Origin of the sequence: Metabacillus kandeliae, from assembly GCF_021166585.1 — a bacterium.
GTDB lineage: Bacteria > Bacillota > Bacilli > Bacillales > Bacillaceae > Metabacillus_B > Metabacillus_B kandeliae.
Genome location: NZ_JAJOZE010000005.1, coordinates 166805 through 191134 on the forward strand (window position 1 = coordinate 166805; position 24330 = coordinate 191134).

26 protein-coding genes and 1 pseudogene are annotated in these 24330 nt (G+C 43.8%); 19 read left to right on the forward strand and 8 right to left on the reverse strand.

Annotated elements, in window-relative coordinates; all coding sequences use genetic code 11:
* The first annotated feature begins 40 nt into the window (after positions 1-40).
* Both LRR81_RS13445 and LRR81_RS13450 read left to right on the forward strand, forming a co-directional pair.
* Complete coding sequence (locus tag LRR81_RS13445; protein ID WP_231789886.1) at positions 41-403, forward strand: ArsR/SmtB family transcription factor; 363 nt, start codon at positions 41-43, stop codon at positions 401-403.
* Positions 396-2549 carry a heavy metal translocating P-type ATPase gene (locus LRR81_RS13450; RefSeq protein WP_231789887.1) on the forward strand — a complete coding sequence of 718 codons (2154 nt, stop codon included), beginning with the start codon at positions 396-398 and terminating at the stop codon, positions 2547-2549. The genes LRR81_RS13445 and LRR81_RS13450 overlap by 8 nt, the downstream gene beginning before the upstream one ends.
* Here LRR81_RS13450 and LRR81_RS13455 read toward each other — a convergent pair.
* Positions 2515-2817 carry a hypothetical protein gene (locus LRR81_RS13455; protein ID WP_231789888.1) on the reverse strand — a complete coding sequence of 101 codons (303 nt, stop codon included), beginning with the start codon at positions 2815-2817 and terminating at the stop codon, positions 2515-2517. The two genes, LRR81_RS13450 and LRR81_RS13455, sit on opposite strands and share 35 nt — an antisense overlap.
* Before the next feature lie 53 nt (positions 2818-2870).
* On the opposite strand from LRR81_RS13455, the gene LRR81_RS13460 reads away from it, so the two are divergent.
* From LRR81_RS13460 to LRR81_RS13470, 3 genes are all read left to right on the forward strand, one after another.
* On the forward strand, positions 2871-3356 hold the full coding sequence (locus tag LRR81_RS13460; RefSeq protein ID WP_231789889.1) for a nitroreductase family protein: 486 nt from the start codon (positions 2871-2873) through the stop codon (positions 3354-3356).
* Positions 3357-3796: 440 nt separating this feature from the next.
* Complete coding sequence (locus LRR81_RS13465) at positions 3797-4204, forward strand: hypothetical protein (RefSeq protein ID WP_231789890.1); 408 nt, start codon at positions 3797-3799, stop codon at positions 4202-4204.
* 432 nt (positions 4205-4636) lie between these two features.
* Complete coding sequence (locus tag LRR81_RS13470) at positions 4637-5839, forward strand: NAD(P)/FAD-dependent oxidoreductase (protein WP_231789891.1); 1203 nt, start codon at positions 4637-4639, stop codon at positions 5837-5839.
* Positions 5840-5872: 33 nt separating this feature from the next.
* Here LRR81_RS13470 and LRR81_RS13475 read toward each other — a convergent pair whose 3' ends face one another.
* Complete coding sequence (locus LRR81_RS13475) at positions 5873-6199, reverse strand: DMT family transporter (RefSeq protein WP_231789892.1); 327 nt, start codon at positions 6197-6199, stop codon at positions 5873-5875.
* A 197-nt stretch (positions 6200-6396) separates the two neighbouring features.
* On the opposite strand from LRR81_RS13475, the gene LRR81_RS13480 reads away from it, so the two are divergent.
* The 6 genes from LRR81_RS13480 (at position 6397) to LRR81_RS13505 (ending at position 12410) form a co-directional block, all read left to right on the forward strand.
* Complete coding sequence (locus LRR81_RS13480) at positions 6397-6804, forward strand: hypothetical protein (RefSeq protein ID WP_231789893.1); 408 nt, start codon at positions 6397-6399, stop codon at positions 6802-6804.
* 115 nt (positions 6805-6919) lie between these two features.
* Positions 6920-8920 carry a penicillin-binding transpeptidase domain-containing protein gene (locus LRR81_RS13485; RefSeq protein WP_231789894.1) on the forward strand — a complete coding sequence of 667 codons (2001 nt, stop codon included), beginning with the start codon at positions 6920-6922 and terminating at the stop codon, positions 8918-8920.
* Between the two features lie 107 nt (positions 8921-9027).
* Positions 9028-9357: a four-helix bundle copper-binding protein gene (locus LRR81_RS13490; RefSeq protein WP_231789895.1), complete on the forward strand. Its 330-nt coding sequence runs from the start codon at positions 9028-9030 to the stop codon at positions 9355-9357.
* 265 nt (positions 9358-9622) lie between these two features.
* On the forward strand, positions 9623-10507 hold the full coding sequence (locus tag LRR81_RS13495) for a YitT family protein (protein WP_231789923.1): 885 nt from the start codon (positions 9623-9625) through the stop codon (positions 10505-10507).
* A gap of 131 nt (positions 10508-10638) precedes the next feature.
* Positions 10639-11430 carry an SDR family NAD(P)-dependent oxidoreductase gene (locus LRR81_RS13500; protein ID WP_231789896.1) on the forward strand — a complete coding sequence of 264 codons (792 nt, stop codon included), beginning with the start codon at positions 10639-10641 and terminating at the stop codon, positions 11428-11430.
* 74 nt (positions 11431-11504) lie between these two features.
* On the forward strand, positions 11505-12410 hold the full coding sequence (locus tag LRR81_RS13505; protein ID WP_231789897.1) for a cation diffusion facilitator family transporter: 906 nt from the start codon (positions 11505-11507) through the stop codon (positions 12408-12410).
* 100 nt (positions 12411-12510) lie between these two features.
* On the opposite strand, the gene LRR81_RS13510 is transcribed toward LRR81_RS13505, so the two are convergent.
* Complete coding sequence (locus LRR81_RS13510) at positions 12511-12828, reverse strand: ArsR/SmtB family transcription factor (protein ID WP_231789898.1); 318 nt, start codon at positions 12826-12828, stop codon at positions 12511-12513.
* 233 nt (positions 12829-13061) lie between these two features.
* Between LRR81_RS13510 and LRR81_RS13515 the strand changes: the two genes are divergently transcribed.
* Together LRR81_RS13515 and LRR81_RS13520 are read left to right on the forward strand one after the other, a co-directional pair.
* Complete coding sequence (locus tag LRR81_RS13515) at positions 13062-13946, forward strand: cation diffusion facilitator family transporter (RefSeq protein ID WP_231789899.1); 885 nt, start codon at positions 13062-13064, stop codon at positions 13944-13946.
* 236 nt (positions 13947-14182) lie between these two features.
* Entirely contained in the window at positions 14183-14539 is a 357-nt protein-coding gene (locus LRR81_RS13520; RefSeq protein WP_231789900.1) for a hypothetical protein, read from the forward strand.
* A 298-nt stretch (positions 14540-14837) separates the two neighbouring features.
* On the opposite strand, the gene LRR81_RS13525 is transcribed toward LRR81_RS13520, so the two are convergent.
* Both LRR81_RS13525 and LRR81_RS21360 read right to left on the reverse strand, forming a co-directional pair.
* Positions 14838-15080 (reverse strand): hypothetical protein, encoded by a 243-nt coding sequence (locus LRR81_RS13525; protein ID WP_231789901.1) that lies wholly within the window; start codon positions 15078-15080, stop codon positions 14838-14840.
* Positions 15081-15178: 98 nt separating this feature from the next.
* Positions 15179-15356 (reverse strand): annotated as a pseudogene (locus LRR81_RS21360) (IS5/IS1182 family transposase); the annotation flags it as partial.
* A 115-nt stretch (positions 15357-15471) separates the two neighbouring features.
* Between LRR81_RS21360 and LRR81_RS13530 the strand changes: the two are divergent.
* The gene (locus LRR81_RS13530) at positions 15472-16167 is read left to right on the forward strand and encodes an ABC transporter ATP-binding protein (protein ID WP_231789902.1); all 696 of its coding nucleotides are present in this window, start codon (positions 15472-15474) and stop codon (positions 16165-16167) included.
* Positions 16160-19417 carry an ABC transporter permease gene (locus LRR81_RS13535; protein WP_231789903.1) on the forward strand — a complete coding sequence of 1086 codons (3258 nt, stop codon included), beginning with the start codon at positions 16160-16162 and terminating at the stop codon, positions 19415-19417. The genes LRR81_RS13530 and LRR81_RS13535 overlap by 8 nt, the downstream gene beginning before the upstream one ends.
* Before the next feature lie 56 nt (positions 19418-19473).
* Here LRR81_RS13535 and LRR81_RS13540 read toward each other — a convergent pair whose 3' ends face one another.
* Both LRR81_RS13540 and LRR81_RS13545 read right to left on the reverse strand, forming a co-directional pair.
* Entirely contained in the window at positions 19474-20190 is a 717-nt protein-coding gene (locus LRR81_RS13540; RefSeq protein WP_231789904.1) for an FTR1 family iron permease, read from the reverse strand.
* A gap of 178 nt (positions 20191-20368) precedes the next feature.
* Positions 20369-20797, reverse strand: coding sequence for a ferritin-like domain-containing protein (locus LRR81_RS13545; RefSeq protein ID WP_231789905.1), 429 nt, complete (start codon positions 20795-20797; stop codon positions 20369-20371).
* Between the two features lie 193 nt (positions 20798-20990).
* On the opposite strand from LRR81_RS13545, the gene LRR81_RS13550 reads away from it, so the two are divergent.
* The 4 genes from LRR81_RS13550 (at position 20991) to LRR81_RS13565 (ending at position 23816) form a co-directional block, all read left to right on the forward strand.
* Positions 20991-21470 carry a zinc metalloprotease gene (locus LRR81_RS13550; RefSeq protein WP_231789906.1) on the forward strand — a complete coding sequence of 160 codons (480 nt, stop codon included), beginning with the start codon at positions 20991-20993 and terminating at the stop codon, positions 21468-21470.
* A gap of 59 nt (positions 21471-21529) precedes the next feature.
* Positions 21530-22237: a DUF421 domain-containing protein gene (locus LRR81_RS13555; protein ID WP_231789907.1), complete on the forward strand. Its 708-nt coding sequence runs from the start codon at positions 21530-21532 to the stop codon at positions 22235-22237.
* Between the two features lie 514 nt (positions 22238-22751).
* Entirely contained in the window at positions 22752-22931 is a 180-nt protein-coding gene (locus LRR81_RS13560; RefSeq protein ID WP_231789908.1) for a hypothetical protein, read from the forward strand.
* A gap of 108 nt (positions 22932-23039) precedes the next feature.
* Positions 23040-23816 (forward strand): GNAT family N-acetyltransferase, encoded by a 777-nt coding sequence (locus LRR81_RS13565; RefSeq protein ID WP_231789909.1) that lies wholly within the window; start codon positions 23040-23042, stop codon positions 23814-23816.
* Here the strand turns inward: LRR81_RS13565 and LRR81_RS13570 are convergent.
* Positions 23813-24259, reverse strand: coding sequence for a hypothetical protein (locus tag LRR81_RS13570; protein ID WP_231789910.1), 447 nt, complete (start codon positions 24257-24259; stop codon positions 23813-23815). The two genes, LRR81_RS13565 and LRR81_RS13570, sit on opposite strands and share 4 nt — an antisense overlap.
* Between the last annotated feature and the right edge of the window lie 71 nt (positions 24260-24330).

Below are 24330 nucleotides of genomic sequence, written 5' to 3' on the forward strand. Positions count from 1 at the left end.
TTATACTCAAACGATCATTTGAATGTATGGGGGATGCGGCATGGAGCAAGGGGATGTGTGCGAGGTTTCCTGCAAGCATGAGGAGACCATTGATAGAGTAAAAGAAAAGCTTTCAGGGGCGGATATGGACAGCGTGTCAGCCGTGTTCAAAGCATTGGCTGATCCGACCCGTTTGAAAATAGCGTATGCATTGTCTGTTGAGAAGGAACTGTGTGTTTGCGATGCAGCGGAAATAGCGGAGTCGTCAACAGCAACAGCCTCTCATCATTTGAGGCACTTGAAGGCACTCGGCATTGCCGATTTCCGGAAAGCAGGAAAGCTTGTGTATTATTCTTTAACTGACCAGGGAATCAAGCAGCTGCTTCAGCTTGCCTTCCGCGGGGAGGCGAAGGAAGGTGTCTGAGGCATCAGAGAAAAACGTGTACCGGGTTTCCGGTTTTACCTGCGCAAACTGTGCGAACAAGTTTGAGAAGAATGTGCAGCAGCTGGATTCAGTGGCTGATGCCAAGGTGAATTTCGGTGCTTTAAAAATAACCGTTTACGGGGAGGCAACGGTGCAGCAGATTGAGCAGGCCGGTGCTTTTGAAAATATTAAAATCTTTCCTGAAAAAGAAGAGATTCCGAGAGAAAAAGAGTCTTACCTAAAAAAGTACGGCCGCCTCAGCCTGGCTGCTTTTTTCCTGCTGATCGGATTCCTTGTCAGTCATACAGCAGGCGACACTAGCCTGCCTGCCATCGCTGCCTATGTTCTTTCCATGATCATAGGGGGATATTCTCTTTTTAAAACAGGATTGCAGAACCTAATTAAGCTTGATTTTGACATGAGAACGCTCATGACGATTGCGATTATCGGGGCTGCGTTAATCGGCGAGTGGAGCGAAGGCGCTGTTGTGGTGATTCTGTTTGCGATCAGCGAAGCACTGGAGTCCTACTCGATGAATAAAGCCCGAAAATCAATTTCCTCCTTGATGGACATAGCGCCGAAAGAGGCACTTATCCGCCGTCATGGCAGGGAATTTACGGTGAAGGTGGAAGACATTGAAATCGGGGACACCCTCCTTGTAAAGCCAGGGCAGAAAATTGCCATGGACGGAAATGTTGAAAAAGGATTCTCGGCCGTCAATCAGGCAGCGATTACCGGAGAATCCATTCCGGCTGAAAAAGGAGAAGGCAGTGAGGTGTTTGCAGGCACGCTGAACGGGGAAGGCCTGCTTGAGATCAAGGTTACAAAGAGGGCAGAGGACACGACGCTTGCGAAAATCATTCATCTCGTTGAAGAAGCGCAGGCTGAAAAAGCGCCGTCACAGGCGTTTATTGAAAAATTTGCGAGGTACTATACCCCGGCGATTATGGTCATTGCGTTCTTCACAGCCATACTTCCGCCGCTTTTCGGGGCTGGATCTTTTCATGACTGGCTGTACCAGGGGCTGTCTGTGCTTGTAGTCGGCTGTCCGTGCGCGCTTGTTATTTCAACGCCGATTTCAATTGTTACAGCAATAGGGAATGCTGCTAGAAACGGCATCCTTATAAAAGGCGGAATCTACCTGGAGGAACTGGGGGCACTCGAGGCGATTGCCTTTGATAAAACCGGTACACTGACAAAGGGCACGCCTGCTGTAACAGAACTGATCTTTTTGGATAAGGCCCTTCCGGAAGCTCTTCTTCTTGGCTATATGGCAGCACTTGAAGCGAGGTCAGATCACCCGCTTGCCCAGGCTATTGTGAAAGCAGCCGGAAAGGGAAGCCAGCCTGCCGATCTGCAGGACTTCTCTTCCATCACTGGGAGAGGGGTAAAAGGAGTCATTGACGGTAGGCTCTATTACATCGGAAGCCCTGCTTTATTTTCAGATACGCTTTCGCAAAAATTAGAAGGAAGCACGCTGAACGAGATCAGCAGGCTGCAGCGGGAAGGCAGCACGGTGATGGTCTTTGGCACAGAGGAAAAAGTGCTTGCGATCATCGGGGCGGCTGATGAAATCAGGGAAAACAGTCGGAGCGTGGTCGAGCAGCTGCACATGCTCGGCATCAAAAAAACGGTCATGCTGACAGGCGACAATGTGGAAACAGCAAAATCTATCGGAGCAGCAGCAGGAGTTTCAGATGTGAAAGCAGAACTTCTTCCAGAGGATAAGCTGGCCGAGGTGAAAAAGCTGAAGAATATATTTTCGAAAACAGCGATGGCAGGCGATGGTGTGAATGACGCCCCTGCACTTGCCGCTGCATCTGTCGGCATTGCCATGGGCGGGGCCGGAACAGATACCGCTCTTGAAACAGCGGATGTGGCATTGATGGGGGACGACTTGAGCAAGCTGCCGTATGCGATTGTGCTGAGCAGAAAGACGCTCGCTATTATCAAGCAGAATGTAGCTTTTTCGATTGGGATAAAGGCAGCTGCTCTCCTGCTTGTCATTCCAAGCTGGCTGACGCTTTGGATCGCTATTTTCGCAGACATGGGGGCGACCTTGATTGTGACCTTGAACAGTCTGCGGCTAGTCAAAATAAAAGACCGGCAGATTAAAAGAAGCCGGCCGCAAACGTTCCGATGGTAAAAGCAACAGCTGTGAAGAAAGCAAAATTCGGTGTGAATTCAACTTGTTGTTTTTCCATTTTAAAACCGGTGCTGCTCTGGACAGCCATGTCTGTGAAGCTTGAAGAAAATCCGCCTTTTGATGAAAAAAACCAAATTAAAGCACTGCCCATTATGCCGACAAGAAATGCATAATCAATAAACCGTGTGCCTGTAAAATACGAAACAGCATAGGCAGCGGCTGAAAGGATCAGCAGGGTAACGAAAATCACGGCCATTTTTTTTCCCATAGGAAGCCTCCTCTACTTATTATCCAAATTATACCACATAAGGAGTGTTAGCAATGAAACTAAATCAAGCCATTACAGAGCGAAGAATCATAAAAAAATTCAAATCAGACGAAGTAGCAAAAGAGCAGCTGATCCATTATTTTGAACAGGCAAAAATGGCGCCGAACCACAGAATGACAGAGCCTTGGAATATACTCTTCATCGGTGAAAAAACAAGAGAAGCCCTTAATCATAAAACGAATTTCGGGGGAGCGCCGGCCGTATTCGCTGTAACTTACTCCCACGGGGCCAATGAGATTATCAAGGAAGAGAATGCGGTTGCAACAGCCTGCTTTATGCAGAACTTCATGCTGCTTGCATGGGAGGACGGCATTGGCACATTCTGGTCATCTCTTGGCACTTCAGACGCTGTGCGGGAAAAACTGAACGTACAGGACGATGCCTCCATCATCGGCATTTTTGCCTGCGGATATCCGGAAGAAATTCCACAAGCAAAAGAACGGGCTGACATAGAGACGAAAATTCAATATTTGGATTGAGGGAACCGGGGAAACCCGGTTTTTTTCTGTAATTGAATGCTTAAATAAAAAATCTTCCTATAAAACAACTATATTATTGTCTCGTAGTAAACTTTGTGATTTGGAAGGTGTAAAAGGGAGTATGTCTAATTAAGTATTTAAATAAGGCGCAATAAGATTATGTATAAAATGCCTTAAATAGGATGTGGTAGTGGAAAGTGGAAAAGTGGGTGTTAAAATACAGAATTTATTTTTACGTATTTCTGATATGTATTTTAATAAGTCTTGTTTTTTTGAGTTTAAAAAGTACTAAAACTTACCGAAATGCAGGAGAGGCAGTAACTAACAAAATTTATACTATTAAGTACCAAAGTTCATTGCCTGAGAAGGAAATCACTTTTTAGGAAGCTTATCATCTTGGATTTGAAAAATCTATAGAGTTTGATAGCAATCCTGAACTGATGTTTTTAAACAGTGTGGATGATGGACAGGTCAGTGGTCAAGATGGGAAAAAAGCAAACTGGCAAGGCGTATTTTCCTTAACTAAAAAAAGGAGCCAATTAGTATTTGTAATAGAGAAAGGAAGGCTTATAAAATACAAGTTAACAGGTGCCTCCGATGAACTGACAATTAAAGATGAATGGATTAAAACAGATAGTACAAAGATAATTAAGTTAGCAATATTAAATTTTGGACTCCAGCCATCTCCTAAAACGCATCCATTTTCACATGGTTATCACTATAGAATAATAAGAGATCAAAAAAATATCTTTTTAGCAGTAAATGGTCTAATTGAGGGTAAGGAAGCAGAGATTTATTTTGATCCCAAAACAGGTCAGTATATGGGGAGAACCGAAGCGACAAATTGATTAATGCTGCATCTCTTTACTCTTTAAGGTGAGCAATTAAACATAATGGCCGTGGCTGCCCAATTTATCTAAGCTGCAGATAAAGAACCAAACCTGCAAATTTAAGAATAAACCCGCAAGAAATAAGAGTAACCAGCAGATAAAATTCCAAAACCTGCAAATAAAAATCGGAAACCTGCAAATAAATTCTTCAAACCCGCATATAAAATCCGAAAACCCGCATATAAAACGCTAAATCCTTTACTGCAATAAAGAAAAAATCAAAGAAACTGTATCAAAACAGGCTTTTTTGCTCCAAAAACCTTCTAAATCGGGTTAAATACACTCAAAATAGCCCCTTCAAATGCACAAAGCGGAAAACATTGCCTCGTTTCATCGTTCCTTCTTTTCGGGTATATCCATTTCAATGGAACCAAAAGAGGAGAGAGATGGATGAGATTACATAATGGCAAATTATTTTGGCCTGATACGCTAAAGAAAAAAGGAATCAAAGAAAGCAGAAGCGAGATATCTTCCCATTATGACGCGGTCATTATCGGCGGGGGGATGTCCGGCGTGCTTGCCGCTTATACTTTGCTGCAGCAGGGGCTGAAGATTGCGGTTCTTGATAAAAGGGGGATGGGGGAAGGCAGTTCCTCTGCGAACACGGGCCTGCTCCAGTTTTCCAATGATATTATGCTTCATGAGCTGATCGAACAGATCGGGGAAGAGCAGGCTGTCCGGTTTTACAGCCTGTGCAAAAAGGCAGTTGACCAGCTGGAAGAAACCAGCCGCAGTGTGAAGCGCGAGACCGATTTTATTAGGCGCAAAAGCATTTGTTATGCAAGCAGTGAGGCGCATGCCGGCAAGCTGAAAAAAGAATACGATGCTCTGACAAAGCATGGCTTCAGCGCAGACTATTGGACAGGGGAAGAAGTGAGAGAACATTTGCCATTTGATAAACCGGCAGCCCTGGTCACATACGGGGACGCAGAAGTAAATCCATACCGGTTTATTCATGCGATCATTTCTTACCTCGAGGAAGAGGGAGTTCATCTTTTTGAGCATGTGGAAGCAGAAGGGACAGAACAGAAGGATGACAGCATCCTGCTGCATACCTCTATCGGAACCTTCACAGCCTCTCATCTGATCTATTCAGTCGGCTATGACCTTTCAGCAGTAAAGCCAAAGGTTGGCGCAGCCATCAACCGTTCTTATGCCATCGCGACTGAACCGATTGAAGATCTGTCACTCTGGAATGACAGGGCCCTGATTTGGGAGACGAACCGTCCCTATCTTTATATGAGAACAACAGCCGACAACCGCATCGTTGCAGGAGGGCTTGATGAAGAAAAGCCGGAAGCTCCGAAGGATGAGAGCTGGATCGAGAACAGGGCAGCAGAAATTGAGAAAGAATTGCAGCAGCTTTTTCCGCAGCTGCCGATTAAAAAGGCTTATGAGTGGGGCGCAACCTTTGGAGAATCTCTTGATAATCTTCCGTTTATCGGCCGTCACCCTGAGCGGGAAAAGGAATATTACCTTCTTGGATATGGAGGGAACGGAACGGTTTACAGCATGCTTGGTTCCCATATCTTATGCGACCTGATTCTAGGGAAAGAAAATCAGGATGCCGAGCTTGTTAAACTGGACCGGTAAACACAAAGCGCCTGAAGCTCTTCAGGCGCTTTGTTAATGGGAAGGTGATTTTATATTCAGCAGCACAACTCCCGCGATAATAAGAAAGATTCCCAAGGCATTATAAATATTCAGCTTTTCCTTCCAATACAGCACACCGATCACAGCGGTCGCAGCTGTTCCGACACCGGACCAAATTGCATAAGCGACACTCAGCGGCAGCCCTTTTAAAGCTAGAGAAAGCGAGGTAAAGGAAATGCCGAAGCCGGCCACTACTCCTATAGCAGGCCACAGCTTCGTAAATCCATCAGAAGCCTTCAGCATCGAGGTTCCAAATAGCTCAGAAGCAATAGCGAGGGCAAGCAGTAAATATTCCTTCATAGAATCTCCTTCTCTGAAAGCGGCATTTTCCTAACAGTAGCGGAAATTACGCTGGATGTAAATGAAACGCCTGCAGGTCTTTCAGATTATTTTGTGTTATTAGAGGGGATCGATAGTAATGAATTCCTTTCATGACATTGACTGTCATTTTCAGGTTGATTAAACTTATACCGAAATAGAGACAAGGGGTTGTTAAAATGTTGAAAAAATCTGCAGCTGTACTTGCTATTGCGGGTCTGCTTACGATGAGCGCCCAGCCATCTTCTGTGTTTGCGGCTGAAAAAAAGTATTCTTTCAAAGTAACAGGCGGTAAAAGCGCCAACACAAAATCATTTAAAATCGGATCTTCCAAAGCTAAAATTTGTGCTGTCTGGATGCTCCCAGCGAGCTCAGGCATCGGGTCTTTCTCACATATGAGATATATCTGGAAGCTGCAAAAGTCCTCCGGCGGCAAATGGAAAACTGTTAAGACGGAAGCGCCGCTTGTTGTCGGCTCCGGCTTTTGCATGACGGCTTCCACATCAAAAACAGCCACATATAGAATGCACGTTGAAGCACCGCCTCTAGCCGGCACACACGGTGATGTAGGGGTCACAAAAAAATAAGAAAACAAATGAGCATCTGCAGAACAGCAGGTGCTTTTTCTTTGCCATCTTTTCCAGAAAAAACAAGCACTATGCTATAATTTAAAAGGAAGTTTCAAGAAAAGGGGCGTAACAATTGAAAAAAACAGCCGCTGCACTTATTCTTTCCGTGCTGTTTCTGCTGCTTGCCGCTTGTACAGAGCAGCCGAAGCCGGAGGACAAGATGCAGGAGTTTACAAAGCTTTGGAACAGTCAGAAGTTTGGGGAAATGTACGATGATTTATCTGCTGATGTTCAGAAGAAAATCAGCAAAGAGGATTTTGTGTCCCGCTATCAGAACATCTACAGCGGAACAGACGCAAAAAATTTAGCCGTTACATATATAAAGCCGAAAGAGCCGGAAGAACATAAGGATGAAAAGCAAATTTCACTTCCGTTTACAGTGAAAATGGATACGGCAGCAGGGCCTGTCAGTTTTCAGAAAGAGGCCATGCTTGTCAAAGAGGAAAAGGATAAAAAAACAGACTGGTATGTAAAATGGGACCCAAGCTACATCCTGCCTGGGCTTAAAGGGGACGAAAAAGTCAGCGTGAAGACGCTCCCGGCTGAAAGAGGGCAGATCTATGACCGAAATGGAAAGCCGCTTGCGGTTAACGGCCAGATCTATCAAATTGGCGTTATTCCTGCCAAGATGAAAGGGAAAGAAAAAGAAATACTGGCGAGCCTCTCAAAAGAGCTGCAGATGACAGAAGAGGACATCCAGTCAAAGCTGAATCAATCATGGGTAAAACCTGATTATTTTGTGCCGCTGAAGGAATTTTCTCTTGATGAAAAAGCCAGGGCAGAGAAGCTGATTAAAATTCCTGCTGTTCAAGCTCCAAGGACGAATGCAAGGGTATATCCTTACAAAGAATCCATGGCCCATCTTGTAGGATACATCGGATCTGTGACAAAGGAAGACTTAGATAAACATAAGGAGTACCGGGCACAGGATAAAATCGGCAAAAGGGGACTGGAGCAGGTTTTTGAACAGCAATTAAAAGGGGCCAATGGGACTGTTATTTCAATTAAAGATGATAAAGGGCAGGAAAAAATTGTGGCCGAAAAGAAGGCGGTAAACGGGAAGGATCTTAACCTGACCATTGATGCCGCCCTGCAGCAGCAGCTTTTCACGCAGCTGAACAATGAACCTGGATCAGCCGCTGCAATCAATCCGCTGACAGGAGAAACACTGGCGCTTGTCAGCAGCCCCTCCTTCGACCCGAACCACTATATTTATGGGATGACAGCAGAAGAACAGCAGGCTTTGACCAGCAATCCGAATCAGCCGCTGCTCAATCGTTTCGGCTATGCGTATGCACCAGGTTCAACGCTTAAACCGCTGACAGCAGGCATCGCTTTGGAAAATGGCATTGATCCAAATAAAACAATGGATGTAAAAGGGCTGAAATGGCAAAAGGATTCCAGCTGGGGAAATTATTTTGTCTCACGGGTGCATGAATACGGCAAACCGGTTGGCATGACAGAAGCCATGATTATTTCTGATAACATTTATTTCGCCCAAAAGGCGCTGGAACTTGGAAAAGACAGCTTCAGCAGCGGCCTGAAGAAGTTTGGGTTTGAAGAAAAGCTCCCTTTTGCCTATCCAGTGACTTCTTCTAAAATCGGGAGCATGAACAGCGAGGTGCAGCTGGCAGACAGCGGCTACGGGCAAGGGCAGGTTCAAATGAGCTCTCTGCATGTTGCGCTTGCCTATACGGCCTTTGTGAACAATGGCAGCGTTGTTTCACCGACCCTTATAAAAGGGGATGAGCAGAAGATATGGAAAGAAAACGCCATCAGCAAGGAAAACGCGAATAAAGTGATGGGCATGATGCAAAAAGTCATATCAGATCCGAAAGGAACAGCGCATGAACTGGCTGATCTCGGCATCCCGCTTGCAGGAAAAACAGGTACAGCGGAATTTAAAGAAAAGCAGGGAGAAAAAGGGAAGGAAAACGGCTGGATGGTAGCGGTAAATACAGATCAGCCAAAACTTCTGACAGCGATGATGATTGAAAATGTGCAGAACAAAGGCGGCAGCCTTCACGTTGTGAAGCAGCTGAAACCGGTTCTTAAAAACTATCTAAAGAAATGAGCAAGAAAGGGCACTGGCATTCAGTGCCCTTTTCTGTCTCTTTAAAGGACGTTTGAAAAAAGAGCGGCAAGGGAAGCTAGAACAATAAAAAATAAGGAGGAGTCCGAATGCTGATGGATTACAGAAGAGCGATAGAAGCATGCCTGCAATGTGCAGAAGCGTGCAATCAATGCTACATAAAATGCATTGAAGAAGAATCATCTATGGTGAAAAATTGCATCCGCATAGACCGCGAATGTGCTGATTTCTGCATGACAGCAGTAAAAGCCATGCAATCGGAAAGCCCATTCGTTTTAGAGATTATGCAGCTTTGTGAACGAATTTGCCGTGCCTGTGAGGATGAATGCCAAAAACACAGCCACGATCATTGCCAGCGCTGTGCTGAGGCATGCCGGCATTGTGCGGAAGCCCTGCATGATATCGCTGTCAGCTTATAAGATGGAAGGAGAGCGCCGAACAGCGGTGCTCTTTTTTCTTTTGGCCAGTAAAAGCATAAAAGCTTTTGGCGGGCATATTCATCCAATTTTCTGTATAATACAATAGAAGAGGTTTCCTCCTTTTTTACCGCATTTAGATTGCTTCAGCAAATTATCCGCATGGCTAGTGCCCCGCAGCAGGCACTGAATTTTTGCCTATCCTATGAGTAAAAATGGGCTTTAGCCCACAAGATAAACAAAAGAGAGGGGAATGAGTTTGGAAGAAATGACACAATTGGCTGGGCAGAAAATCCAGCACCGCCAGCTCACAAAGCTGGGTCTTTTCAGAAGATTTATCTTCTTAACCATCGGCGCTGTCCTCATGGGCGTCGGTCTTGAAATCTTTCTAATCCCGAATAGAGTCATCGACGGCGGGATTACAGGCATCTCGATTATGCTGTCTCATCTGACTGGATGGTCGCTCGGTATTTTCCTGTTTGTATTGAATTTGCCGTTTTTCTTTATGGGCTATAAGCAAATTGGGAAAACCTTTGCCTTCTCTACTCTTTACGGCATTATCGTTTTATCGATCACAACATCTTACCTGCATCCTATTCCAAGCCTGACACATGATGTCCTGCTTGCCACTGTATTCGGAGGCATCACCATCGGCGTCGGCGTCGGTATCGTTATCAGGATTGGGGGTTCCCTTGATGGAACTGAGATCCTCTCCATTTTGGTCAATCAGAAAATACCGTTTTCTGTTGGCGAAACGATTATGTTTCTGAATCTGTTTATTTTAGGATCAGCAGGCTTTGTGTATGGATGGGATCGCGCCATGTATTCCCTGATCGCTTACTTCATTGCCTACAAAACCATTGACGTGGTTATACAGGGGCTTGATGAATCAAAGTCCGCCTGGATTATTAGCGAAAACTATCGGGAAATAGGTGATGCGATCCTCGCCCGCCTCGGCAGGGGTGTAACCTACCTGAACGGCGAAGGCGCCTATACAGGTGACGACAAGAGAGTCATCTTTGTCGTGATTACCCGCCTTGAGGAAGCAAAACTAAAATCAATCTTAGAAGATCATGACCCGCAGGCATTTCTTGCCATTGGCGGTGTCCACGAAGTGCGCGGAGGAAGATTTAAAAAGAAGGATATTCACTAAAATTCGCCAGAAACCTCATAAAGTGCTGCCGAATGGAAGACACTCCTCTTATAACGAGTGTCTTCTTTTGCATGAACAGCAGACAAGCAGGTATACTTTTTAAAAATAAATGGTGGAAAGGAAGCTGTGAAATGGATTTAAAACTTCAGGGAAAAACAGCCTTAATCACAGGTTCAACGGCTGGTATTGGAAAAGGAATTGCTGAGGAGCTTCTGAAGGAAGGAGCACACGTCATTGTGAACGGCCGGTCTGGCAAGCGGGTTGATCAAACAGTGAGTGATCTTACGCATTTGGGAAAAGTATATGGCATAGCAGCGGACTTATCCAAGCCGGATGGCAGCCAAAACCTGATTAAACAAGCGGAAGAGATTGCTGAAATTGATATTTTAATTAACAACCTGGCTTTTTTTGAAGTAAAAGCATTTGAAGAAGTAACAGACGAGGAATGGGAAGACTATTTCCAAGTGAATATCATGAGCGCTGTCAGAATGAGCAGGCATTTCCTCCCGAAAATGATCAAGCGGAACAACGGCAGGCTTTTAAACATCGCCAGTGAAGCGGGAATAAAGCCGGTGCCGTCCATGATCCCTTACTCCATGACAAAAACTTCGCTAATCAGTCTTTCAAGAGGCCTTGCTGAGCTTACAAAAGGGACAAAGGTAACCGTCAATGCCGTTCTCCCTGGTCCGACCTGGACAGAAGGCGTTGAAAACTTCTTAAAAGGAGCGGCACAGGCCGAAAACAAGGATTTGGAGTCCTATACAATGGATTATTTCAAAGAAAACGAACCTTCCTCCTTGATTCAGCGTTTTGCTACGATTGAAGAAGTCGCATCAACCGTGGCTTTTCTTGCGTCAGAAAAAGCTTCTGCCATTAACGGCACTTCTCAAAGAGTGGAAGGCGGCATCATCCGTTCGATCTAACAGAAATGGGTTGCACAAATTGGCTATCCCTGTAATACTATATATGAACATATATTCATATAAGGGGTGATTGCGTGGGACATTCACATGACCACCACCATCACGGACATTCAGCAAATAAGAAAGCTTTATTCAGCGCTTTTATTCTGATCTTTTTGTTTATGATCGTCGAAGTAATCGGGGGATTTATGACAAACAGCCTTGCTCTCTTGTCTGACGCAGGGCACATGCTGAGCGATGCTGCTGCACTCGGCTTAAGTGTGCTAGCTCTCATATTTGGACAAAAAGGCACATCCAGCCGGAAAACATACGGCTACAAGCGCTTTGAAATACTGGCAGCATTCATCAACGGCCTTGCCCTGATCGTGATTTCCCTTATTATTTTCTGGGAAGCCTATCAGCGTCTGCTGTCACCGCCTGAAGTCATCAGCAAAGGGATGCTTCTCATTTCCATTATCGGACTGCTCGTCAACATCGCAGCAGCCTATATTTTAATGAAAGGCGATAAGGACCATAACCTAAACGTAAAAAGTGCGTTCCTGCATGTGCTTGGCGACATGCTCGGCTCAGTCGGCGCGATTATCGCGGCACTTTTGATCATGTTTCTCGGCTGGTCGCTTGCCGATCCCATTGCGAGCATCATTGTTGCCATTCTGGTTTTAATCAGCGGATACAGAGTGACAATGGACAGCATTCACATTCTGATGGAAGGCGTGCCGCCGGACATCGACGTCGAAAAAGTGAAGAGAACCATTTTGAAAATCACAGGCATCAAAGAAGTGCACGATCTTCATGTCTGGTCCATCACTTCAGACTTTCCGGCCCTAAGCTGTCATGTGGTGGCTGAAAATGAAAATGGCCATCAACAGCTTTTGGAAAGCATTAAAAAAGCATTGCATGACGAATTCCATTTGGAGCACACGACCATTCAGGTTGATTTAAAAGGTGAGCCTTGCTGTGAGAATGTGCATTGTAATTGAGTCCTCTTTTTTGAGGGCTCTTTTGTTTTTAACTTTTATGGTTTTACTGCTTGAATCGCCCTCTCCCCTACTGCTTTACAGCAGAAAAGGAAGGGCCAAATCAAGTATGCCGCGCATGATCAATCGACATCTTCAGCAAATCAATCACATGCTCATCATCATGCGAATAATAAATCGTGGTGCCTTCTCTCCGCGACTTAACAAGCCGTAAATTTTTCAAAAAACGGAGCTGGTGCGAAACGGTTGTCTGCAGAAGGGCGAGCCGTTCTGCGATGTCGTTTACCGAGTGTTCGCCGTCAAAGAGAAGGTGGAGGATCCGCAGTCTTGTTGGCTCGGATAGAGCTTTAAAGGTTTGGGAAACAATAAAAAGAGTTTCTTCATCCAGTTCTGCATCATGCTGATATTCTTGTTCATCCATACCAATCATCACCTTGTGTACAGTTTTATCTCTATTATAAGGAAGAGGAACCGAAAATCCTAACTGAAGCACTGGCGGGAAAGTTTCCCAAGTTCAAATCTTTTTAGTTATTGTAAAAAAGTTAGCTGCTGGTCAAAACCCTTGGTGTGCTCAACAATCTTGCTCTAGACCCACTAGGAATTCGTCTGATAAGATAGCAAAGTATTTTATAGTGAGATGGAGTCGGTTAAATCATGAGGGAAAGTATCGCACGAAAAATTGCCATCATCAGCTTGATTGCCAATATTATTTTAACTGCGGGAAAAGTGATCGTAGGCTGGTTTGGGCATTCAGATGCCGTATTTGCAGATGGTATTCACAGTGCAGCCGATGTTGTGGCATCCTTAATCGTTCTTTTGGTTATTCGAATAGCGAATAAGCCGGCTGATGCCGAGCATCCATACGGGCACGGCAAAGCAGAGGTTGTCGTTTCAGGGGCAGTAGGACTATTATTATTTTTCATTTCGATCTATATCGTTTATGAAGGAGTTTCTGGCTTTTTTCATCCTGTTGAATCGCCAAGCCTTCTGGCAATGGGAGTGGCCCTCTTTTCTTATGTGTCAAAAGAAATCCTGTACCGCACATCCATTAAGGTGGCAAAAGAGCAGAACAGCAAGGCGATTGAAGCCGTTGCATTTGATCACAAGGCAGATATTGTGGCATCCATTGCAGCGGCGATAGGGGTCCTCGTATCCATCATTGGAGATAAGCTTAACATTCCTATTCTTCTCTACGGAGACAAAGTGGCGAGTATTTTCGTCGCCTACCTCATTTTTAAAATTTCCAAGGAAATGCTTTCAGAAGCATTTGATATCCTGCTTGAACGGAATATTGACGTTGAAACCATTGCCCATTACAAAGATGTGATTCACACCTTTCCAGAAGTAAAGCGGATTGACAGAATACGGGCAAGGGAGCATGGCCATTACGTGCTTGTTGATCTCCGCATTTCAATTGATCATGATAAGACCATCAAAGAAGGCCATGATCTTACAAGAGAAATAAAGACGATGCTGATGAAAGAATATGATAACATCGATGAAGTACTGATTCATTTAAACCCGTATTTTTCAGAATAAGCTGCACCCATGTTTGGGTGTTTTTTTGTGTTAGCCTGCGTTAAATAAGAATGCTGATTTTTATACACCTGTTGATTGGAGTGGCAGGCGGGAGACTCCTGCTGGAACAGCGGGACAGGTGAGACCCCGCAGGCGCGAAGCGGCGAGGAGGCTCAGCGCCCGCCCCGCGGAAAGCGGACGCCTGAAACGGAAATCAACAGCCAATTTAACAGAGCCTAATGTTAAGGAGGGCAGCCATGATACCAGAGACGTTAAGGCTCAAAGGATTTACGAAGGCAAACCGCTACGAAATGATTGATTATGCCGTCAGCTCGATTACAAAAAGCAGCGGCTGGGTCATCAATCACACGATGTATGCCAATAAAATGATTGTCATTAACTTTGAGCTTGAGGCGAAAGGAGCCAGAAAACTCATAGATTTGCTGAACAGGAATGGGATGGTGCTGTTTGATGACAGCATCAGGCTTGCGGATGATTTTCCCGAGGTGCTGGACGCGGCGGATGAAGTAAGGGAAATCCAAGGGTCGGTTAATATTACGTTTATTAATGATGATCCGGCTGTTAAAATGGCGGTTCCGCCTATTCCGGGATGAACGGTTATAGTGAAGTGGAAGGTTAGACGGGATTGTCTTCAAGCAGTTTCACCAAATCAATAGTATGAAAAATGCACTCAACTAGGGTGCATTTTTATGTAAAGCCCTTGCCATATCCACCACGGAGTCCTCGAGTCGAGAAATTCCCAACATATTACTCTTACTAACCTAAACTTTGGAAATGTGCTTTAGTTGAAATATACAAAATAACAAAAAATAGGGGGGATTTATGGATAATTCCAGAGTGTGATGAAAGTATTTGAAGGGGATGGGAAAGTCTTTTTCAAAAATCGGCTATTTAGGAAAGGAAAAATAGATTAAATAACATACAGGCGCCTACTCCGATCCCTATTGAAAGCAAGCAAACCAAGACAGCGACGGTTTTATCTCCATGCTTGAATATATAAAAGCTCGTTAAAAAAAAGTAAAGAAAGGTTACAAGCATCAGCAATACGACAAAGATACTGTTTGGAAATATCGTCGTTAGATAGACCAGGGCAGCAACCAGGATTACAGCTGCATAATTAAACACTTTATTCATATTATCCCTCCTTTTTTATTTTATGTTCCCTTCCCGAATCTGTTTGATTCGTAACATTATTAAACCATCTTACTCTGTAAATAATAAGTGTCTTGCTGATCAGCATGACACTTCAGCTTTTGTCTATTCATCACTTCTTTTAAGATCCGGTAAAAGATCTGTCCAAAGAGATCCGTATCTTAGAAACGGCGTTCATAATTCTTTCCGAATGCAGAGAAGTGGGGAATTATCACAAAAACCAAACCCTAGTAAACATCGATATGCGAGGTTCGTCTTATCACCCTTGCCATATTACTTTAAGTAGTTATTTTTTTTACAATGGCAAACTCCTAGAAACCTAAATATTGGAAATATGATATAGTCGAAATATACATAAAATAGGGGGGCTTTTATGGATATTTCACTTACATGCAGGAATGTGATGAAAGTATTTGAAGGGGATGGGATTAAAACAAATGCCTTGGAAGCCATTCATATCGCATTTCCAAAGGGGGCGTTTGTTTCCATCGCAGGCCCTTCCGGCTCGGGAAAATCTACATTATTAAGCTTGCTTGGCACTTTGGACAGACCGACTTCCGGTGAAATTTATTTTGGAGAAAAAAATGTGAGCCAGCTTAAAAGCAGAGAACTTTCCGATTTTCGGTTTCAGCATATCGGATTTATTTTTCAGCAGTTTCATCTTCTGCCAACCTTGACCGCTTTGGAAAATGTGATGTCGCCACTGATTGGAAGGAAAGGGAGCTATCAAAAGAAGGAGCGGGCAGAGCAATTTTTGGAGCAGGTCGGACTTCGTGACAAGGCGAATGCTCTTCCGTCCCAGCTTTCCGGCGGTCAGCAGCAGAGGGTGGCGATTGCCAGGGCTTTAATAAATGAACCAAGCTGGCTGCTTGCGGATGAGCCCACAGGCAACCTTGATACGGAAACAGGGGAAGTGATTTTTGAACTTCTTTCAGAGTTAAATCGAAGCAAGGGCTGCGGTGTCATCTTTGTAACTCATGATCCTGCCCTCGCAAATCGGGCGAAAATCCAAATTAGGATGAAGGATGGAAGGATTATTTCAGAAACACGAGAATCTGCTTATGTTTAAGTTTATCTGGAATTCCTGGTGGCGCAATAAGGAGAAATTTATTCTTATGCTGATCGGCGTGTTAATCGTCAGCATTGGCTTAAGCTACCTTGTGGGGGTCTCCCAGGCGAGCAACGGAACAATTGTTGACGAGCTTCAAAAGCGCTGGAAATCCTCTTATGACATAGTCGTTCGGCCACAGGACAGCCGCAGTGTGACAGAGGACTTAAAGCTGCTGGAGCCGAATTACCTGAGCGGATTAGGAGGAGGAATTTCTCTAAATCAATATGAAAAAATTAAAAACATACCAGATGTTGAAATAGCGGCGCCGATTGCCATGATTGGCTATACCTACAATGAAGCGGTAATGGGGAAATTTCTCCCGGAAGAAAACGGTCTCTACCGAATTACGGAAACAGAAACGAATAACACTGGGGCCAGCAAGGAAAAAATCATTTCCCGTTCCAACTATTTTAAGGTTGGCAGCTGGACGTTCCAGGGCCTGGGGAAAGAATATGGCCTGGTGACGTTCAATGGAGATTTAAACTACGGGACGGATTCACTTATTGCGGGAATTGATCCTGAAGCAGAAGCAAAACTTGTAGGAATTGATCAGGCTGTCATTTCTTCAGATACGAGCCGCTTTTTTACAAAAGATGATAAAGCAAAGGTCTATAGCAACGATTCATTCAAAGAAACTCTCGCTCCCATTATGCTCAGCGACAGGGAATATGTAGATGGGAAAGTGGCCTATAAAATCGAAAAGCTGTCACTTCCTTTTAAAAGTTTAAAGGATCAGACAGCGACAATGAAACGAGTCAAACAAAATGGCGGTGCTGCCTTTTTAGATAAACAAAAAGGAAAGATAGTTGATCAGCAGTCTTTTACAACAAAGCAGACACAAGAAAAAATCACGCAGAAAATTTTTCAGCCGCAGCAGGAAGATTCAGACAACATAGCCCGCGACTCCACCCTATATATTACAAACACGCCTTCTCCGCTTAAATATCGGCCAGTCAGCAGTCCTTTCCGTGACAGGTGGCCATTTGCCTATGAAGTAGAGCCTTTCAAGCTCCCAACTGGTACAAACTATTATAGGAAGCAGACTTACCGGCCGGTAAATATGCTTGATTTCAAAGATTGGATTCGCATTATCCCGCAGGTTAAAGGGGTTTATGATCCTCTTAAACTAAAGATCTCAAAGGACCCGCTTTCTGAGCTCCCAATGGAAACCTATTTCCCAGCTAAAGCCCAGCAGGTGATGAATCAAAACGGCAAGCCGGTCAATCCTCCGGCAGATATGAAACCGGAAAATAACCAGTACGGCTACTTAACAAGGCCTCCGATGATGCTGACTACCCTTGATGCGGCTGCGAAGGTGCTGGGAGATAAGCCGATTGCTGCCATTCGAATCAAGGTAAAAGGAGTCGATCGGATAGATGAAAACAGCCAGGCGGTTATCCGCAAGGTGGAAAAGGATATCCGGCAGCAAACAGGCTTAATCACCGATGTGACCCTTGGCTCATCGCCGCAGCCTGCACTTACGCATATACCGGCCATAAAGGATCGCCAAAGCCCAGGATGGGTGCAGCAGCCTTGGATAAAGATCGGAGCATCGTTCACTATTTTCAAAGAGGCAAAGGTGGGGCTGACAGCTGTGATCGGCAGCGTCATTCTTGTTGCAATAGTCTACGTGTTCTCATCTAATCTAATTATGATGTATGCAAGGAAAAGAGAGTTTGCGGTTCTTCTTTCTCTGGGATGGAGGCCTGGTGCACTTTCCAAACTGCTGTTTATTGAATCTACTGTCCTTGGAATCCTTGTTTCCTTAGTCAGCTGGCTCATTCTTGGTTGGATTTATATGACCCATCACATCGAAACAGATGCGAAAAGAATCATTTTGATAAGTCTTTTCGGACTGTTGATTTACTGGCTTGGCACATTTATTCCAAGCTTTCTCGTCAGACGAATAAAACCTTATGAGAGTATGAAAGCAGGGGAAATATCAGTTCAGAAGAGGCATTTCCGCGCTCAGTCCATTGTCACATTGAGCTTGAATTATATGCTTGCGAGATGGAAGAGAAGTGTTTTGTCTATTCTATCCATTGCGATGCCGTCGTCCATGCTTATTTTCTTTCTGTTTATCACCTTCCGCTTGAAAGGGGTTATGTATACTTCATGGCTTGGCCAATTTGTCTCGATTGAGGCGGGACCGCTTCAGTATTTGGCAATGGGGATTGCCTTTGCCATTTCTATTCTCACAACGCTTGAAATCATTTGGCAGAATGTTGTGGAGAGGCAGCCGGAAATCGCTGTAATGAAATCGCTCGGCTGGAGAAACGGAACGGTCAGAGGCATGATCCTTCTGGAAGGATGCTTAAATGGCTTAGCTGCTGGCATCGTTGGCTTAGCGATCGCTCTTTTCATGATCTGGAAGGTATATGGATCTTTTCCTGGCCAGGAGCTTCCGCTTTTGTCATTGCTTCTTTTTCTTCCCGTTTTTGTGGGCGTACTTGGAGCTAGTTTTCCTGCAGAAAAGGCAGTGCGAATACAACCGTATCAAGGTATCAGCGGGGGTTACCAGAACTCGGAAAAAACAGAAAAACACTTCAAAATAGTTTTTTCAGCAAGCGGCATTCTTCTGGCAGCCGGCATTATTTCCTTGCTCGCTGCTGCCATTCCTCATGTGCAAAAATCTAATGAAGGAGTAAGAGCGGGTACGGAAAGCGAAGTGACAAAGGGAAACGTAACTGCCACAAACGGTTCGGCTAACAAGAAAAAAGAAACACCGAAAAAGGAAGATGATATTATCCCCTTCAGGGCAGTAAAAACCCTTGAAGAAGAATGGCGGGAAGGCCCGCTCAGCAAGGCGATCTTAAAAACGTGGAAAACAGTCAATCTGGGAGACAGTGTCGGATATAATCCTGCTGAGTCTTTTGGGAAGAAGGTGAAAACCCCTGCAGGCATTCCTGCTGCCAAAAAAGGAAATGAACTGATAACCATTCCAATTACCAATGCAGGGGAAGGCGAAGATGTGGGATCGTCCATTTATAATCCTCTTAGTTATAAGCTAATTGATGAAACAGGAAAGGAATATCCAAACATCTATCCGAAGGTGCTGGAGGAGAAGAACTGGAGAAATTTCCATTTCCGGAACCCTGGAAAAGTCAAAGTACTGCTCACCTTTGAAGTACCGAGATATTGCAGGCATTTGCTGTTATATGGGCAAAATCCCGGTTTGCCAGGAGATATTGGGGTGAAAGTGAAGTAGAAATAAAATGAGGCGATTCTTCTTATGAATCGCCTCATTTTAATAAAATTATTCTATTAGAACGTCTTATTTACGTTTTTCCTTTCACGCAGCTTCCTCACATCATCCTTCAGAAAAACATAAAGGGCAGGAAGTATAAACAGCACAAACCCAGCTTTCTCAAGAAGTTCTCCGCCGCCTTCAAACAATTTCTCAAGACCCTCTCCGAACATTTCCGCTCCAAGAAAGATCAGCACAATGCCGAGCAGTTTAAAGACAAGGGACAGATTCAGTTTTACTGCTGCCTTAAATATAGCTGCAGCGATAAGCACGGCAAGTAAGATGCCAAGCAGATTTCCGATAACAAGTGACCCTGCACTATGAGAGATCTGAGTAAGATTAAAGATCATCAGTTCCAATCCTTCACGGAAAACAGAGAGGAACGACAGGATGAACAGACTGATTTTAGACGAGTTTGATGAAACCTTTGAGGTAACAGAAGCTGACAGATCCTTATGACGGTGAAGCCAAAGAATAAAGTAGGCAATCAGCCCGGCTGCAATGAGCATCGTAATTCCTTCAAATATTTCTTCTGCAGCGCCTTCCATTTCCTCTGCACCGGAAAATCCGATAAATCCGCCGATGACACTGATGAAAAGGCCGGCAACAACACCGAGGTAAACAGATGCCCGCAGATCTCTGCGGTTGATTTTGGTTGTATGTATTAAAATAATGCCGATAATGAGCGCGGCTTCAAGGCCTTCGCGCAAAGCGAGTATAAAACTGGATAGCATCTGACATTCCCCTTCAACTAATTGATATCTATTCTCAATTCAATGATATTGATAATTATTCTCAATGTCAATAAAATATTTTTGCAAACTATAGTTTATACATATGCTAAATTTCGTTTCATTGCTTGATGGAAAAGCACATAAAAAAGCTGGCTCTTTAAAGAGCCAGCGAGCTGAATTATTTATTTTTTGTGAGGAAATATAGAAACCACACAGCATGATTCTGCTCATCTGCTGCAAATCTTCTAAACTGCCTTCTGACGTATGGATCTTGGGCTCTGTCCGCAATGCCGTTATAAAAGTCTACCGTTTCCTGCTCATCTTTAATGGCAGCGTTCAAGCCTGCGACATAGTCAGAAGCGCATTCTTCCGTCTGCTCCGGATTCGGCTGTTTGCCTGTCAGGCCTGTATAAATTTGAGAAATGCCGGCGTAATGGCGTTTTTCGTCTTCGCGGATTTCCAAAATCGTCTTTTTCTCTTCTTCATCCTTTGCCAGTTCAGCGAGCTTTTCATAGCAGGCAACTGCTGTATACTGTCCATTCAGCGCTTTTTCAAGGTCTGTCACAAGCTGCTCAGAGGGAGCAACGCGATAATAAGTGTAGTACATAGAGACAAGCCTCCAATTCTTTTAATATCGCTTCATGTATATGACTGGAAAAAGGCAAATAGTACAGCCAATGAAAATAGGTCTAAACTCACCGTACTTCTGGGCCGTTGGGATGAAATTTGATGCATTCCGTTTTGCCTGCTTTCTTCAAGGAAATAAGATAGAGACATTAGATTTTGAGGAGGAAATGAGCGTGTTTGAATGGAACGATGTCCTAACATTTTTCTGGGCTTTTTTTCTGGTTTTGCCGCTTGCAGCAATTGTACATCAAATGGGGCATACGTTTTTCGCCCTTTTGTTCGGAGGAAAGGGCTGTTTTACAGTGGGAAGGGGAAAAACCATTGTAAAGCTTGGTGTAGTGAAAATTAAGCATTTATATTTTCTTGATTCGTTCTGCGAATATGAAAATTTGAAATATGACAGCCGCTATGCCCACGCTCTTGTTTATTTAGGAGGCCCGCTGTTTAATCTGCTTTCAGTGCTTGGAATCAATAGCTTGATTAACGCAGGTTTTCTTGAAGCAAATCAATTTTTGTATCAGTTCTCTTATTTTTCCGTTTACTTTGTCTTTTTTGCTTTATTTCCTGTGAAATATTCAGAACACCATTCAACAGACGGCAGAGCCATTTATGATGTATTAAAATACGGAAAAACATGCGCCACATTTGACTGATAATCGGCTATTTGAAGAGCATACTAACAAAAAGCCAGTATCAGGAGCTGAAGAGCGGTTTGGAGATCATTTGGGAATCTTTCGTCATATTTGTATTTGGTTATATTTTCTTGCGCATCACCGGAAAAAAAGCTGTTTCGCAGATGCACAGCTTTGATCTTTTGTTTATCATCGTTATCAGTAACGTAATCAGTCAGCCTGTGCAAAAGGAAAATGTCTGGATGGCTCTTGGAGCAACAGTCATGTTTGTTGTCCTGTACAGGCTGTTTATGCTGTTCTCGCTGAACAATAAGCTGCGATGGGTTATGTATGAAAGTCCGACAGTATTAATCCGGAATGGCGATATTGACAGGAAAGGGTTAAGGAAGGTCAGAATTCCAGTGGATGAACTGCTTGCAGAGCTCCGCATAAAAGGATATACCGACACGAAAAACATTGCGATCGCTCTTTTGGAAGATACCGGCCAGATCAGTGTGATTCCGAAATCGGATTACCGGCCGGTTCAGCCGCGGGATATGAAATTGCAAATGAAAAAAGAGTACATTCCCATCCCTGTTATCATGGACGGACAAATTCTTGACCACAACTTAAAATACTTAAAAAAGGACAGGGAGTGGCTGCTGAAAAAGATTAAAAGAAAAGGGGAAAAGGTTGATGAGATCCTGCTTGCAACCATTACGGAGGCTGGAGATTTGAGCATTGATAATAATAACGCTCATGATGGCGGACATGATCCGTATTCTTATAAGCCAGGGGAGGACAATTGATTCTTATAAGTTCGAAATTTAAAATGTATCGAGCGCTTTTCCCAATATATACCACACTTGAGCAGTGGAAATAGCTCTAAGATAAACCGGCTCTATGGAAAAATAAGAATATTTTGCGGTGCAAACTAGGCTGGACCGCTTCAATTTCAAATATATCGGCGAACTTTCCAATATATCGAGCACTTCTCCCGATATATCAGCGACCTCTCTTTTTAAACAGCGGAAAGCAGCTCTTAATTAAACCGCCTCTTCGGAAAATGGGTTTTCAGCTCTGAAAATTGATTTTCGCCCTATAACTAAGTGGCATTGCATAACCCAGATTTCTGATATCGGCGGATTTCAAAATATATCGACCACTTTTCTTCATATATCGGTGAACTTTTAAAATATATCGGCCACTATCCCAAATATATCGACCAACCCTTTAATGAAAGGGTTTTTTGTAATAGATATTACTCTCTTGAATGGTAAAATATTGGAATAAAGCAATTTTCATCAAAAGGAGAGTTTTCCATTGAAAAGAGAGTGGATCATTTATTTTATTGGACTTGCCATTTTCATTATTGGAATTAACACAAGGGCCAATGATCAATCGATAAATATTTTCGGTATCATTGGACTCAGCATTATGGCAATAGCCGCAATAATTGATATGACCAAAAAATATAAAAAAAGAAGAATGGCAAAAAAATAATTTTAAATTAGAACCCCCAACTTATTTTAACAAAAATATTCAAAGTATCTTGCCCTTGAAGTAAAATTCAGATAAAATTGCAAAAATATCTTCTTGGGGGGATGCAGGATGATCAGGCTGCTGACAGAGAAAGACCATGATGCATGCATGAAGCTGATTGGGGAAAAGCCGGCAGAAAATCTTTTTATTATCGGGGACATTGAAGTATACGGGTACAGCCAGCCTTTTCAAAAGGTGTGGGGAGAATTTTCGGAAGAAGGCTCACTTAAAGCGGTCCTCCTGAAGTATGAAGGCAATTACCTGCCTTATTCACCTGGAGAGTTTCAAGCAAAACAGTTTGCAGAGATGATGAAAAGCGACCCTGACTGGAAGATGCTTTCAGGCCTTGAAGAGGTAACGGCAAAGCTTGAACCTTTTATTAAGCATAAAAAAAAGCAGCAGCTGTATTATGCCAGCTGCAGCAGGTTATTATCAGAGGGAGGCAATTATCAAGAGGTGCAGAAAGCAGCACTGGATGATGTCGAAAAAATACTTGAGCTGATGAGCGCCATTCCTGAGTTTGATTCCAGCGAGAAGGCTGAAAGCAAGCGGCGGAATCTGGAGAAGGGCACAACAAGAACGTATTACATAGAAAAAGACGGGCAGATGATCTCATCCGCCTCAACAGCTGCTGAAAACACACTGTCTGCCATGATTATCGGTGTATGCACACTTGAGGAGCATAAACAAAAAGGCTACGCGACGAAAATCATGGAAAAGCTTTGCGGCGATGTTCTTTCAGAAGGAAAAGAACTGTGCCTTTTCTATGATAATCCGAAGGCAGGGAGCATCTACAAGCGGCTCGGCTTTCAGGATATCGGCAGGTGGACCATGTATTCCATTTAGCGCGGGCTTTTTGCATACCAGATTTGAAAAAGGTAGATCAGGAGACCGACGCCCATCGTTAAAAGGAAGACGAAAAATTTTGAGGCAGTGAGTGTAAAAAGCCCCAGCGAAATAAATATGGCATTTCCGATATAAGCGAGGAACAGATTGATAACAACTTCTGCCGCCAAATATAGTAAAAATTTGCGGAAAGTGAAACGCAAAATGATGACCGTTCCGACGATGAAAAGTCCGTAAACAAATGGAGTAGTGTTGGTCAGCGGATAAATCGTTTCTTTTATAAACCACCAGTGTCTTTGCTCCGCGAGCTGAAAAACGATGGTTAAAACCAGTGCTCCGAACAATCCGGCAGGGAGAAAGCGGCGGATCGTTTCACCTTTAAAGAAAACAAACAAGATTACCCAGGGAATAAGAATGCTCAGCCATAACAATACCTGCACCATAGAAAAACCTCTTTTTCCTATTAGTATGGTACAGATTCTAAAAATAATGCATAGGAAAAGGACCGTTTGTT

Excerpts from the sequence above, each read along its gene's own strand:
- LRR81_RS13545 (WP_231789905.1), bottom strand. The coding sequence starts at position 20,797 with ATGTACTACACTTATTATCGCGTTGCTCCCTCTGAGCAGCTTGTGACA.
- LRR81_RS13460 (WP_231789889.1), top strand. The coding sequence starts at position 2,871 with ATGAAACTAAATCAAGCCATTACAGAGCGAAGAATCATAAAAAAATTC.
- LRR81_RS13480 (WP_231789893.1), top strand. The coding sequence starts at position 6,397 with ATGTTGAAAAAATCTGCAGCTGTACTTGCTATTGCGGGTCTGCTTACG.
- LRR81_RS13530 (WP_231789902.1), top strand. The coding sequence starts at position 15,472 with ATGGATATTTCACTTACATGCAGGAATGTGATGAAAGTATTTGAAGGG.
- LRR81_RS13540 (WP_231789904.1), bottom strand. The coding sequence starts at position 20,190 with ATGCTATCCAGTTTTATACTCGCTTTGCGCGAAGGCCTTGAAGCCGCG.
- LRR81_RS13535 (WP_231789903.1), top strand. The coding sequence starts at position 16,160 with ATGTTTAAGTTTATCTGGAATTCCTGGTGGCGCAATAAGGAGAAATTT.
- LRR81_RS13515 (WP_231789899.1), top strand. The coding sequence starts at position 13,062 with ATGAGGGAAAGTATCGCACGAAAAATTGCCATCATCAGCTTGATTGCC.
- LRR81_RS13445 (WP_231789886.1), top strand. The coding sequence starts at position 41 with ATGGAGCAAGGGGATGTGTGCGAGGTTTCCTGCAAGCATGAGGAGACC.
- LRR81_RS13565 (WP_231789909.1), top strand. The coding sequence starts at position 23,040 with ATGATCAGGCTGCTGACAGAGAAAGACCATGATGCATGCATGAAGCTG.
- LRR81_RS13570 (WP_231789910.1), bottom strand. The coding sequence starts at position 24,259 with ATGGTGCAGGTATTGTTATGGCTGAGCATTCTTATTCCCTGGGTAATC.
- LRR81_RS13510 (WP_231789898.1), bottom strand. The coding sequence starts at position 12,828 with ATGGATGAACAAGAATATCAGCATGATGCAGAACTGGATGAAGAAACT.
- LRR81_RS13470 (WP_231789891.1), top strand. The coding sequence starts at position 4,637 with ATGAGATTACATAATGGCAAATTATTTTGGCCTGATACGCTAAAGAAA.
- LRR81_RS13490 (WP_231789895.1), top strand. The coding sequence starts at position 9,028 with ATGCTGATGGATTACAGAAGAGCGATAGAAGCATGCCTGCAATGTGCA.
- LRR81_RS13525 (WP_231789901.1), bottom strand. The coding sequence starts at position 15,080 with ATGAATAAAGTGTTTAATTATGCAGCTGTAATCCTGGTTGCTGCCCTG.
- LRR81_RS13465 (WP_231789890.1), top strand. The coding sequence starts at position 3,797 with ATGTTTTTAAACAGTGTGGATGATGGACAGGTCAGTGGTCAAGATGGG.
- LRR81_RS13500 (WP_231789896.1), top strand. The coding sequence starts at position 10,639 with ATGGATTTAAAACTTCAGGGAAAAACAGCCTTAATCACAGGTTCAACG.
- LRR81_RS13475 (WP_231789892.1), bottom strand. The coding sequence starts at position 6,199 with ATGAAGGAATATTTACTGCTTGCCCTCGCTATTGCTTCTGAGCTATTT.
- LRR81_RS13495 (WP_231789923.1), top strand. The coding sequence starts at position 9,623 with ATGACACAATTGGCTGGGCAGAAAATCCAGCACCGCCAGCTCACAAAG.
- LRR81_RS13520 (WP_231789900.1), top strand. The coding sequence starts at position 14,183 with ATGATACCAGAGACGTTAAGGCTCAAAGGATTTACGAAGGCAAACCGC.
- LRR81_RS13455 (WP_231789888.1), bottom strand. The coding sequence starts at position 2,817 with ATGGGAAAAAAAATGGCCGTGATTTTCGTTACCCTGCTGATCCTTTCA.